The following is a 12,953-nucleotide window of genomic DNA, read 5'->3' on the forward strand; positions in this document are numbered from 1 at the left end:
TATCCTTTAAATATTGTTTTGTCCTTTGAATTTGTCTATATATTTCAAGGGCTTGTTTAGTTGATATATTTTGTTTTTGAATGTAATTTATCTTATCTATATTTATATAAAAAGATCTGCTCACATTCTCGTTAAATATTATTACATCTCTTAAAAAGATACTATATATATTAAAAAATTCGTCTAAATTTTCTTTATTTTCTTCAAAAAATTCCATTTCTCTGAAAGGGTCTGTATTTAAATTTATAAGTCTATCTATTAATTCAAAACTTTTATCTCTAAATGCTATAGCAGACGCGTCAGTAGCATATTTCATTGCTCTTTTTACAGAACCCACTGATATCCTTGAAAATAAATTTGCATTTTGACTATCAAGTCCTATATTGTGAACTAGGAAATCACTTATTTCTTCATCATCAACATCTTTGAACTTTATAAGTCTACTTCTTGAAGCAATGGTTGGAAGTATATTTGAAATTGACTTTGCTATCAAAATTATCTTCAAATACTCTTCCGGCTCTTCCAATGTCTTTAGGAGAGCATTTTGCCCACTTACACTCACGTTTTCAAAACCATCTATGATAAACACTTTATACTTTCCCGAAAATGGATTCTTCTTAGACTCACTTATAAGTTCTTCGATTTGTTCCTTTTTGATGGAATTTCCCCTTACAACGTGTAAATCTAAGGTGCTATCCCCCAAAATTTTCTTGGCAAAAGCTTTAGCCAGTGTGAATTTACCAACTCCCTCACTCCCAATAAATAAATAGGCGTGGTTTATATCCCCAGTTTCTATATTCTTTTCAAGTTCCTGCTTCGCATCTCTATTTCCTACGAAATCTATTAACATTAAATTCTCAAATTATCTTCAACATCTACTACAAAAATTGTAGCTCCTGAAACATTAAATTTACCTTGTTCAGTTTCAACACGTTCTTCTTTAGTAATTTCTTTGAATATAGAATAAACTTTTTCAATTTCAGACTCTTCGCACCCTAAAAGTAGAGTTGAGTTTCCATTTTTAAAAAATCCTCCCGATGAAGAAATCTTTGTTACATAAACTCCCTCATCATAAAATCTATCCATGATTTCATCTATAAACTTCTCTTGCACTATCGCAATCATCATTTTCATAATCTAAAACCTCTTAAAATCTTCTACGTTTAAAACAAATGAATTAGCTCCACCAACAGTAACCTTTATAGGCATAGGTAACATTGCAGTTCCCGGTATGTTTATAGTCTGTATAGTTCTTGTAACTTCTCTTGTCTTTGCATTATTTTTTACAACTGTTAAATATTCATCAACTTTATCATCTTCTACCCCGGATAAAAGAGTTGAATTTCCACTCTTTAAAAATCCTCCCGTAGTGCTCATTCTAGTAACTCTAAATCCTGCTTTTGTGATTTCTTCAGTTAACTTTTCGGCATCAACATCTTGAATAATTGAAATTATTAACTTCATTTTCTATCCAACCTTTCCAAAATGACATCCATACAGTTTTGAAAAACTTCTTCAACCGACTGTGTTGCGTCTATTACAGTATATCTGCCACTTTTAATCAAACTCTCATAGCCTTCTCTTACTTTAGAGTGAAACTCTCCCTTTTCCAGTTCAAGTCTATCTCCTCCAGCTTTTAACTTTCTCTCAACAGAATTATTTTGCTTTACATCAAATAAAAACGTTATATCCGGTGAAACTTCTCCAACAGCAAAATCGTTTATCTCTTGCACTTGTCTTTCCCCAAGACCTCTCGCATAACCCTGATATACTAATGAAGATACTATAAATCTTTCACATATAACTATTTTACCCATTTTTAATGCCGGTTCTATCAACTGTTCAACATGTTGAGCTCTAGAAGCTGCATATAAAAGCGCTTCTGTTCTTGATGTCATCTCAACATTGTTATTATCTAATATAAAATCTCTAATCTTCTCAGAAATTTCAGTTCCACCAGGTTCTCTAGTTTTCAAACAATTAAACCTTCGTGAAAGTTTTTCATAAACTTTATTTGCAATTGTAGTTTTCCCACACCCATCAGGTCCTTCGAAAGCTATAAACAAACCTCTCATTTAACTACCTCTACCTTATTATCTACAACTCCTGAAAGTTTAGGATATCTCTGAAGTTCAGCCACAATTTCTCTTGTAAACTCTTCCCCATAAGATATAATAGGTACTCCAGGTGGATAGAGCATTACTATCGCACTTGAAATTCTTCCTATTGAGTCCTCTAATTCCACCATTTCAGTTTCACTTTCAAAAGCTTCCTTAGGTGATATTACAACTTTCGGCAATATCTCTCTATAATTCTCATCTATATTTTGATAAACTCCAACCGAAATATCTTTTAAAGCTTTTTCTAAGCACTTAAAGTCTTCAGTTTCATCAATTACCGATAAAATACACAGAGCATAGTATAAATCACCCATTTCTAATCTTATATTATATCGTAAAGCCAACTCATTAACAACGTTAAGCCCACTGTGACCTTTAGTTCTAAAAGCAAGTTTTAAAATATCTACATCGGCAACAGAGTTATCTTCTATTTCCAAAAATTCAACTATTCCCTTTAAATTTTCTTTAAACTCTTTTACTTCTTTCTCTATTTTTTCAAATCCGCCTTTTCTTTCTAAATAATCAATTCCAAATTCACTGGATAACATAGAAAGATACGATGGAGAAGATGACATCAATAAATTCATCATCTTTAAAACTTTTTTATGCGCTATATCACAATTTACATGTAGCATTGCTGAGCCGGTCAAGCTTGGCAATGTCTTGTGTGTGGAATGCACAATCACGTCTGCATATCTAACAGCCGACAATTCTCTCTGTCTTGAAAAAATCAAATGCCCCCCGTGAGCCTCATCAACTATCAATTTACACCCATTGTTGTGAACAATTTCAGAAAGCTCTTTCAAATTCAAAATCATTCCATAATAGTTAGGACTTGTTAATACAACCAACTTTATATTTTTATTAGATTTTAATTTTTTATCCAATTCAATTGGGTCAACTCCCAATAAAAGTTGTCTTTCTTCATCAAACTTTGAATTTATAAATTCTAAATTTAAATCAAATTGCACTGCACTATTGTATATTGACTTATGAGAATTTCTCTGTATCAAAATTGTATCGTTGGGCTTTGTTAAAAGTGAGATTGCTATCTTTAAAGCCATTGTAGAGCCCTCTGTTATAAAGTAACTTCTCTTGACCCCATAAATTTCAGCTATCTCTTCTTCACTTTTTAGGATGCACTCTTCGGGCTCCATCAAATTATCTGCACCAACAACCTCTGTTATATCATCCCTAAAGTCAAAATCATATATATCTTTGGACTTGTGCCCCGGCATTGAAAATGCACTTTGTCCTCTCAAATTTTTTAATGCTTCAAAAATATATCTCTTCATAATTACATTATAATTAATTTTAAAAATTATTTCGATGTTTAAAATAAAAAAGGACTTCTCGTTAAAAAGAAATCCTTTAAATATTAATTTTAAAATGCTGAATTTCTAAGCACTTCTTCTCCATATCCTCCTGCTTGAGGTAATGGCATATTAGTCGAATTTGGAGCTCTGAAAACTCTAATAGGTCTAACCCCCACTTCTTTAGCTGCCAAGACATCATCATCACTATCTCCGTAGTGAATAGCAACATTGTGTTTCTTTATGAAGTAAGATTTGTCATATTTAAATCCTTCTCTTGGAGTATCTGCTGTATAGTCAATAGGATTTACTTTTTGCATATTAAAATAATTTTTCAAATTGTTAGCAGTCTTATCAAGATAGCCTTCTTTATACATACTTCCTCTTGTTCTACCTGTTATAAAGAATATGTTATCTCCTCTTTCCATATGCATCTTTATTATTTCTTTTGTAGACAATTTAGGAATTGAATGAGAATCACCTTCAAGTGCAACATAGTCCCAGAACTTTTGGTCTTTTAAGAAATCAAACTTTCCTGGAGTAAGTACTGTTTTTCCATATTGGAAATATTGACTTGAGAAAAGTAATGTATCGTCTATATCAAAACTTACATTAATAGGTCCCTTGTCCTTCAAAGAATTTTTAATATCTTCTACTGATACGTATTTTATAAATGCAGCATCACTTTGAACAGTAACTCCCGGTTGAGTATATTTAACTTTAGGTCCTGCAGCAAACGATACCATAGGCGCCGCTAATGTCACAGCTAAAGTTAAAATTGTACCTGTCTTTAAAATCTTATTTTTTATATACATACTATCACTCCTTTATCATAATATACCATCTTTAGTTTACTATGTAAACGTATTTTTAATAATTGGCTTCAGTTTTATAATTCAAATTGCTATTCTCTTCAAACTTAATTAAAAAAGGTAGTCTGTCAAACCGGCACACTACCTCATATTTATTCTTCACCTTTACCTTTAACTCTTTTAAGTCTGAAGAAGTCCTCTCTTTCTTTTTCGGCTAAAACATCTTCTATTTCTTTTAATGTCTTTTCCTGTTTAGGTATTTGAATTTTTTCCAGAGCATTTGCCCTCTTGACGCTCTTTTTAATTTCCTTCCCAAGTTTATATAAACTTGTCTCTATTTCTGCAAGCTCATAAATTTTTTCTCTGAGCTCATTCATTTCAAGATAAACTTTGTCAAAAGCAAAAGATGTTTCATAGATACTAAATGTACTTCTTGGATTATACTTACTATAGTGTACTTCTGGAATTTCCACTCCCATTACAGACCTATAACCAACCTTATATTCTTCTTCTTTTGGCATTGAAAGCGAAAGATCAACTACAGACTCCCAACCCATAGTCACTGAAGCCATAGTCAATGAGTCATAAGATTTTTTAAAACTCTCTTCTATGTCTTCTTGAATCTTTATGGCTCTTTCATTTAGTCTCATCATTTCTCTAATTAGTACGGTACGTTTTTTATCTAAAAGGCTATATCCCTTTTTGGCAAAAGATAAAGACTCCTTCACTTTTATAAGGTTTGCCTTTGTAGCTGTCATTTTCTTTGCCATAATATCCTCCTATAGATACTTAGCTTGAATTTTGGGATCAATTCTAACAAGCATTTCCTTAGGCAATATTTTTAGTAGTTCCCATGCCTTATCAAGTGTCTGCTCCATACTGGAATTTTCGTGAAATCCTTGCCCTACAAATTCTTTTTCAAATCTTTCTCCGAACTGTAATAACTTCTTATCGTCTTCACTAAGTTCTTCTTGCCCTATTATTTGAGCAAGTGCACGAACTTCTATTACTCGTGAATAAGAGGCAAAAAGTTGTGCTGAAACATCCGGATGGTCATCTCTTGTATATTCTTCGCCTATACCGTCTTTCATAAGACGTGAAAGAGATGGCAATACATCTACCGGCGGATAAATACCTTGTTGATGTAAGTCTCTGCTCATTACTATTTGGCCCTCTGTAATGTATCCTGTAAGATCTGGAATAGGGTGTGTAATATCATCTGAAGGCATTGTCAATATTGGAATCAAAGTCACAGAACCTTCTACACCTTTAACCATTCCGGCTCTTTCATAAATCGCCGCCAAGTCAGAATATAGATATCCCGGATAACCCTTTCTTGAAGGTACTTCACTTCTTTGAGAACTCACCTCTCTCAAACTTTCTCCATAACTTGTCATATCTGTCATGATTACAAGCACGTGTCTATGCTCTTCGAAGGCCAAGTATTCAGCTGCGGTAAGAGCACATTTAGGAGCTATAATCCTCTCCATAATTGGATCGTCTGCATAGTTTAAGTACATTACTACCTTATCCATTACTCCAGCTTCCATAAAATTATCTATAAAGAAACTGGCAATTTCTCTCTTCAAACCCATTCCACAAAATATAACTGCAAATTCACTATCTTCTCCAACTATGTGAGCTTGTCTTACTATTTGTGCAGCCAGCTCGTTGTGTGGAAGTCCTGACCCCGAGAAAATTGGAAGCTTTTGCCCACGAATTAAAGTCATAAGAGAATCTATCGACCTTATCCCCGTTTCAACATAGTTCCTAGGATACTCTCTGGCAACCGGATTCATAGGGCGACCATTTACATTATAGAACTTATCAGAATAAATAGGTCCACCTTTATCTCTTGCTATCCCTATACCGTTAAATATTCTTCCCAATATCTCACTTGACACAGGTATTTTAAAAGGCTTACCTTCAAATACAACTTTTGTATTTGTTGTGGAGATTCCCATAGATTCTCCAAAGACTTGAACAGTTGCCTTATCTCCATCTATCCCTATTATACGACCTACTACATTTTCAGACTTGCCTTTGACAGATAAATTGACTATTTCTCCATAAGCTACGTGATGAAGACCTGATAGTTCTACCAGAGAACCTTCGACCTTGTCTAAAATCAAATATTCTTTTTTCATACTATCACTCCTCTATCTCATCAGTGTCTGAGTATTGCATTCTCAATCCCCTATAAAACTCACGAATCTTGTTATTCAAAATAGTAAAAGGTGTATAATCTTCATTAGTTATATCATATTTCATATTTATTATTTCTGAAATCAAACTACTGTTTTTAACTTCTGAAATTGATACTCCCAAATCCAACACAGACATCCCCTCCCTGTAGAGTATGTCTATTGTATTTAACATTTCAAATTGCTTTTCAAGTGGTACAAATGTATCTATTTTGTGGAAAGCATTTTGTTGTAAAAATCCAACCTTTGTTATTCTTGCTATTTCAAGTAAAAATCTCTCTTTATCTGGAAGAACATCTTCTCCAACAAGCATTACAATTTCTTGAAGTTTTGATTCTTCGTGAAGTATTCCCAAAAACTTACTTCTAAGTTCAGGTAAATTCCCTTCAAGTCTATTATCATAGTAGTTAGATAAGCTTGAAACATACCCTGAATAAGAATCTAACCAATGTATAGCTGGATAGTGTCTGCTATATGCAAGGTCTTTATCAAGCGCTAAGAAAGTATTTACAAATCTTCTTGTATTTTCTGTTACAGGTTCTGAGAAGTCCCCACCAGCTGGAGAAACAGCCCCTATTGTAGTAACTGAACCATCTTTCCCTGATAAAGTAACCGCTGAACCACTTCTTTCATAAAAACCTGCTATTCTACTTGGCAAATAAGCTGGATATCCCTCTTCAGCCGGCATTTCTTCAAGACGCCCTGAGATTTCACGTAAAGCTTCTGCCCAACGTGAAGTAGAATCTGCCATCATTGCAACATTATAACCTTGATCTCTAAAATATTCCGCCATAGTAATGCCTGTGTAAATTGATGCTTCTCGAGCTGCAACCGGCATATTTGAAGTATTTGCAATCAAGATTGTCCTATCCATCAAAGGTTTTTCGCTATATGGGTCAATTAGTTTAGGAAAATCCTCCAAAACTTCTGTCATTTCATTCCCACGCTCACCGCAACCAATGTATACTATGATGTCTGCATCACAATACTTTGCAATTTGATGTTGTGTCATTGTCTTTCCTGTACCAAAGCTTCCAGGTATAGCAACTGTACCGCCTTTAGCGATTGGGAAAAATACATCTAAAACACGTTGCCCTGTTACGAGTAGTGTATTTGCATCTTTAAATTCCCTTACCGGTCTTGGCACACGCACTGGCCATTCATGGCTCATTGCAACTTCTTTAATACCACTTTCACTTTCAACTTTCACTACAGCTTCTACTATATTATAGTCGCCCTCTTTGGCAACCCATGTAACTTTTCCTGATACATTTGGAGGTATCAAAACTTTGTGAGTGATTATTTGTGTTTCTTCAACTTCTCCAAATATTTCTCCACCAGTTACAACATCTCCAACTTTTATTATAGGCTTCAAGTGCCATTTTTTTTCTAAATCTAAATTGCTAAGTCCTATACCTTCTGGTATAAATGCTCCGTGTTCTGCTTCTATTCTGTTTAGTGGACGTTCAATACCGTCAAACATATTTGACAGCATGCCAGGCCCAAGACGTACTGAAAGCGGAGCGTGAGTAGCGTAGATTTCTTCATCTCTCTTAAGTCCCTCTGTTTCTTCATAAACTTGGACTATACCTTTATCTCCCTGAATTGCTATTACTTCTCCAATTAGCTTTTTGTTCCCAACTTGAACCATTTCACGCATTGCAAAAGTAGACATCGGCTCTCCAACTACTACCGGACCGTTTATCTTAACTATTTTAGCTCGTTCAGACATTTGCTGCCTCCTTCTTGAAGAGATCATGCAAAAGCATCCCTATCTCATATCTTTTTTCTTCAATAATAGTGTATATATCATTATTTAAATTATAAGTCTTAGCTTCATTACTCAAGATATGTCCACCTATCATCCAATCTTTTTTTATAACTGGTATTAACTTTATTCCTCTTTCACCAGCTATTTTTTCAATTTCATCAAAGTATTTTTCCATATCTTTTTTAGTAAGACCTAATCTATATGTTCCCTCTTTCAAATGATTAAAGGTAACTATTATACCGTCTATAAGGTGTTTCTTGTATTCGTCAGAATCCGTCCAAGCCCAAGCTCTTTGTCTTATAGTTTGAATTAAATCATCTTCTAATTCATTCATAATCCTAAGCTCTAAAACCCTTTTTTCTTCCTTCGCCTTGGCAATTTTTTCATTTCCAAGTTCTTTTGCAAGCTTTTCTCTTCTCGATATCATATCAGCAGCTTCTCTTTCAAGAGAGTCCTCTTTTTCTTTTCTTATACGGTCTCTTTCATTTTCCCACTGTGCAATTTTCTTTTGGAATTCAGTAACACGATTTTTATAGACGACATTCTCAAACATTTCCAATTTATTTTCAATTAATATCATCTTATCACCTATCTAATTTTAGACCCACAGCTTCCTTAACATACTTCAATATAAAATCTTGTTCTTTAAATCCACCACGTCCAGGAAGTGTAACTATTAATGGTCCTCTCTTTTTCTTCTTAGCCTCAAAGACTTCTTCTCTCATCTCTTGAAAATCATCTTCAGACAATAGAATTATACCTATTTGATTTTGTTTTAGGATATCTTTGAATTCCATCTTCAAACTGTGAACATCTTTACAAAATATCCCTTCAAAACCACTCATTCTCAATGCCACAAGAAGCTCATAATTTCTGCTTATTGCGATAGATTTCATTAAAGTTTACCTAAAATCATTATTGAGATGATAAGTCCGTAAATTGCGATACCTTCTGCCAAACCTACAAAGATAAGTGTCTTACCTAATATAGAATCATCTTCTGAAACAGCCCCTAAAGCAGCTGACCCAACTACACCTACTGCATAACCAGTACCAATTGTAGCCATACCTGTTGAAAGTGCAGCTGCAATTAATCCAAGTCCGTTAACGCCTGTAGGTTCTGTTGCCGCACTTACTGCTCCTGGTACAAGTAGCACAAAGGCTGCCACTATTGTAGGTATAAAAACAGCTAAGTTAGATCTCAAAAGTTTCTTAAGTCTTGGTCTATCTCCACCAATTCCCTTTTCTATTAAAACAAGTCCATAAAATATAGTCGCAAACACTACAAGTGATGCTAAAATTAAAATCATTTCCATTTTTTTCTGCCTCTTTCTGTATTTCTAAAATTAATCTTATCTGATTTAAACTCCACTCCGCTACCTTGATAATAACGGCTGAACAATTCGTAGTATTCAAGTCTAAGTCCTTGAATAAATACTATAAGTCCTTCTAACCCAATAATTAAGATGTTTCCCAAAACCAATATTAAAACATTTCCAACTGTATGGTTTGCCATTTCAGCCATTGTATGAAAAGCTAAAAATAAACCTACATGGTTTATTGCAAATGCTCCAACTCTTATAAAAGAAACAATACCTGACAAAGTTGATATTAAAAGTTCTATTATTGAAAAAGAACTTTCTATAAAATAACCTACCTTACCTTCTTCATAACTCACTTCTTGTTTATATATCTTTGAAAGTATAGGCTTTCTAAATATCATTGCTAGTATTGATAAAATCAAGACTCCTATTGCAACTGATGTAGGTATCACGTGCACATAACCTGTCGCATCTAAAAGCAAGAAAATAAGCATTGCAAATACTACGAATCCAAGAAGTCCGTGTTCTCCAAACAGTCCTTGATTTAAATCTCTATTTCTAAAGGCATTTATAAAATTCATAACATATGCCATTACAAGTAAAAACACCCCAAAAGATATCGACATGATAAGCACTTGATTTATGTTTTCAAAAGGCCTTATCCATAGAGGTTGAATTATCTCTTCATTTCCAAACACAGAACCATAGAGCACACCGAATACCATACTGCTGGCACCAAGTCTCATCAAAAGAGGCCCCATATCATTTTTAAGTTTTTTCTTTAAAATCATTCCTGCCAAGAAAAATACTAAGCCTTGTCCTAAATCACCAAACATAGCCCCAAATAGAATCATATAAGTGATTCCCAAAAATACTGTAGGGTCGATTTCATTATAGTTTGGAACTCCATACATTCTAACTAAGAGCTCAAACGGTTTAAAAAAAGAATTGTTTTTTAGCTTTGTAGGTGGTTTGAAAATTATATCTTCTCCATCAGCATCTACCGCTGTAATTAATGTGTCAGAATATTTTCCCAACTGTTCCTTTAATTCTTTAAAACCATCTTCACTTGCCCATCCTGATAATAGGAAGTATTTTTTAGCTTTCGCCATTTTAGACTTAGCTTCTTCAATTCTTCCAAGCACCAACATTCTGGCTAAAATTTTATGAATTTCTTTAGTCTTACTCTTGTAAAGAGTTTGTTTTTCCACTTCTATTTCTTCAAGTCTGTTGTTTAATGCAGCTGCCTCAGCTTCAATTTGATTTAAAGTTTCCTTGGCACTCCCTTGTGAATGCTCTAAAATTGGAACGTCTATCCAATGTAGAGAACTCAATATTCTGTCTATTTCCTCATGAACTTCATTTGGATATATTGCCAAATATACTTCTTCATTTTCATATGAACCTGTATGAAAAACTGCCGCTAAAATATGGTCGTAATTTTCTTTTAGCTTAAGCCTTGCAGCTTTTTCAATTCTTCCGAATCTAGCTGTAAAATACTCCATATTTTTTAGTTCTCTTAAGTCGACATCAACATTTCTAAATAATGCCAAGTTTTGACTAATTCCCTGAGAAACTTCTAACCTCTTGTCGATTTCTTCTATTTCATTACGTAAATTAGCAGTTTCTGCATATAACTTGTCAAAATCTTTTTCAGTATATTCACTTGAGCCCTCTTGCTCAGCTTCAAGATTTTCAATGCCAAAATATTCCATCAATTGTCTTGCTTGTTGCGTTCTCTTTCTATTGTTATTATCAGCAACAAATGGTCCAAGATTGTTTAAATCTACAATCATATCTACATTTTCAGCATTCAATTCATAAATGGCATTGTTCTTTGAAAGCTGTGTCATGGCATCTACCATATCTATAGACTCACTTTTTAATATATCCAACAATATATTTTCTAAGTCATCAAGCTTCCCTACTACATTAAGCATGACCATTTTTTCTACTGCCATACTTCACCTTCCTTTAACGGGATTGTCAAAAGATCCCTTACAATATTCGAGTTAATCCCCAATCTCTTACCTTCTAATACTGTGGAGATATCTCTAATTTGCAATTCCATCAATAAAGTTATTGAAAGAATTTTTCCTATATCAAAACCACTTGTTTGATATGCATTTAAAAATTTTTTATATAAATCACGTTCCATTCTTATGTCCATATTTGTGGCTTCTCTTCCGCCCGGAAATAAGAAATTAAATTTGGTATCTGCTACATTTTTTAAAAATTCTTTTATATCCTCATATGCCAAAATAGATAATGTCTGCCTTGATAATTTTTCTCCACCATCAATCAAAAAGTTGACCATTTCTTGTGGCAAAATAGAATATGTCTTTTCCCCTCTATATAAATAGGTTATATTTAACAAATCTATATGATTGCCGATTAAACTCAATGCCAACTTTGAACTTGAGCCGCTAAGTTTCTTTGCTCTTTCAATTAAATTTTCATAATAACTCTTATCCAAAGTCATCTCTACATAAAATAATATTCTGTCATCTGGAATATCTGTATAGACCGTAAGCTTTCTTGCGTAGTCAGTGTCTTTTAAAGTTTCGATAAACCTCTCAACTTTCCAATCTCCATCTTCTGGAATTATTGCAGGATTTAGCGCAACAAGACTTTCTCTCAAAAGATTTCTGTTTTCACCGTGTACTATGGTTCTAAAAATTCTCTTTATATCTCTTATTTTATATCTTTCTAAAAGGCCACTGTAGAATTTTCTCTCTTCCCCTTGAAAGAAATAAAGAAAATCTTTTAATTCTTCATACACTTTGTGTTCCATCTGCTTATTTACTTCATATAAATCTATTGCTTCTTTTCCACTTGGTAGTTCAATGTCAAGTTTCCATAACTCATTGAGCTTAGCCAAGGCTGCCTTTGGTGTATCCATTCCCAACAATTGTAATTGAGGACTTTGTTTTATATATTTAGCATATACCGCTCTTGCCTTTGTATTTACAGCAGCATAATTCACATTCTCACCTCTACAGCTCTAAAAGTTTAATCGCCTTAGTAATCAATTCTTCTTTATTTTCTCGATAAATTGATTCCACATCTTTTAACCTCTTCTGATTTTCTTCAGAGATGCTTTCTACTTTCGCCATTGCCTCACTGTACACTTTTTCATACATTTCTATAGCTCTTTTCTTAGCTTCTTCATGGCTTTTTAATTCAAAATTATTTAACATATTTTGAATTTCAGCTTTTGACTCTTCCAATTCTCTCTCGGCTCTATTGGTAAACTCTTTAGTTTTTTTGTCTAAACTAAGTATCTGCTGAATCAATTCTTCCAAAATTCATCACCTTCCTTTAACTTAAAAAAACGACCGGCCAATGGTCGCTATTTTCTAATTACAAAATTTTCAATTTTCGTAAATCATCTTGAGTGTACTCCTTTTAA

At 33.6% G+C, this 12,953-nt stretch carries 15 protein-coding genes; all 15 read right to left on the minus strand.

Annotated elements, in window-relative coordinates; genetic code table 11:
* Positions 1-850, minus strand: an 850-nt coding sequence (locus HMPREF9129_RS00325) for a DNA polymerase III subunit (RefSeq protein ID WP_004819118.1), incomplete at its 3' end; no start/stop codon positions are given.
* Positions 850-1,134 carry a cyclic-di-AMP receptor gene (locus tag HMPREF9129_RS00330; protein WP_004819120.1) on the minus strand — a complete coding sequence of 95 codons (285 nt, stop codon included), beginning with the start codon at positions 1,132-1,134 and terminating at the stop codon, positions 850-852. The genes HMPREF9129_RS00330 and HMPREF9129_RS00325, both read right to left, overlap by 1 nt.
* Before the next feature lie 3 nt (positions 1,135-1,137).
* A complete protein-coding gene (locus HMPREF9129_RS00335; protein ID WP_004819122.1) occupies positions 1,138-1,464 on the minus strand; it encodes a cyclic-di-AMP receptor in 327 nt (108 codons plus the stop codon).
* Positions 1,461-2,075 (minus strand): dTMP kinase, encoded by a 615-nt coding sequence (tmk, locus tag HMPREF9129_RS00340; RefSeq protein WP_004819123.1) that lies wholly within the window; start codon positions 2,073-2,075, stop codon positions 1,461-1,463. The genes HMPREF9129_RS00335 and tmk overlap by 4 nt, the downstream gene beginning before the upstream one ends.
* The gene (locus HMPREF9129_RS00345; protein WP_004819125.1) at positions 2,072-3,415 is read right to left on the minus strand and encodes an aminotransferase class I/II-fold pyridoxal phosphate-dependent enzyme; all 1,344 of its coding nucleotides are present in this window, start codon (positions 3,413-3,415) and stop codon (positions 2,072-2,074) included. Before HMPREF9129_RS00345 ends, tmk begins: the two co-directional genes overlap by 4 nt.
* Positions 3,416-3,504: 89 nt before the next feature.
* On the minus strand, positions 3,505-4,248 hold the full coding sequence (gene aphA, locus HMPREF9129_RS00350; protein ID WP_004819127.1) for an acid phosphatase AphA: 744 nt from the start codon (positions 4,246-4,248) through the stop codon (positions 3,505-3,507).
* Positions 4,249-4,397: 149 nt separating this feature from the next.
* The gene (locus HMPREF9129_RS00355; RefSeq protein ID WP_004819128.1) at positions 4,398-5,015 is read right to left on the minus strand and encodes a V-type ATP synthase subunit D; all 618 of its coding nucleotides are present in this window, start codon (positions 5,013-5,015) and stop codon (positions 4,398-4,400) included.
* Positions 5,016-5,024: 9 nt separating this feature from the next.
* Entirely contained in the window at positions 5,025-6,392 is a 1,368-nt protein-coding gene (locus HMPREF9129_RS00360) for a V-type ATP synthase subunit B (protein ID WP_004819130.1), read from the minus strand.
* 4 nt (positions 6,393-6,396) lie between these two features.
* Positions 6,397-8,181, minus strand: coding sequence for a V-type ATP synthase subunit A (locus tag HMPREF9129_RS00365; RefSeq protein WP_004819132.1), 1,785 nt, complete (start codon positions 8,179-8,181; stop codon positions 6,397-6,399).
* Complete coding sequence (locus tag HMPREF9129_RS00370; protein ID WP_004819134.1) at positions 8,174-8,800, minus strand: hypothetical protein; 627 nt, start codon at positions 8,798-8,800, stop codon at positions 8,174-8,176. The genes HMPREF9129_RS00365 and HMPREF9129_RS00370 overlap by 8 nt, the downstream gene beginning before the upstream one ends.
* A 4-nt stretch (positions 8,801-8,804) precedes the next feature.
* Positions 8,805-9,116: a V-type ATP synthase subunit F gene (locus HMPREF9129_RS00375; protein ID WP_004819136.1), complete on the minus strand. Its 312-nt coding sequence runs from the start codon at positions 9,114-9,116 to the stop codon at positions 8,805-8,807.
* On the minus strand, positions 9,116-9,535 hold the full coding sequence (locus HMPREF9129_RS00380) for an ATP synthase subunit C (RefSeq protein WP_004819137.1): 420 nt from the start codon (positions 9,533-9,535) through the stop codon (positions 9,116-9,118). The genes HMPREF9129_RS00375 and HMPREF9129_RS00380 overlap by 1 nt, the downstream gene beginning before the upstream one ends.
* On the minus strand, positions 9,526-11,502 hold the full coding sequence (locus tag HMPREF9129_RS00385; protein WP_004819140.1) for a V-type ATP synthase subunit I: 1,977 nt from the start codon (positions 11,500-11,502) through the stop codon (positions 9,526-9,528). The genes HMPREF9129_RS00380 and HMPREF9129_RS00385 overlap by 10 nt, the downstream gene beginning before the upstream one ends.
* Positions 11,493-12,527, minus strand: a complete 1,035-nt coding sequence (locus HMPREF9129_RS00390) for a V-type ATPase subunit (RefSeq protein WP_004819143.1) — start codon at positions 12,525-12,527, stop codon at positions 11,493-11,495. The genes HMPREF9129_RS00385 and HMPREF9129_RS00390 overlap by 10 nt, the downstream gene beginning before the upstream one ends.
* Before the next feature lie 10 nt (positions 12,528-12,537).
* The gene (locus HMPREF9129_RS00395) at positions 12,538-12,846 is read right to left on the minus strand and encodes a hypothetical protein (RefSeq protein WP_004819144.1); all 309 of its coding nucleotides are present in this window, start codon (positions 12,844-12,846) and stop codon (positions 12,538-12,540) included.
* Positions 12,847-12,953: the final 107 nt, after the last annotated feature.

This window comes from Peptoniphilus indolicus ATCC 29427 (assembly GCF_000227315.1).
Classification (GTDB): domain Bacteria; phylum Bacillota; class Clostridia; order Tissierellales; family Peptoniphilaceae; genus Peptoniphilus; species Peptoniphilus indolicus.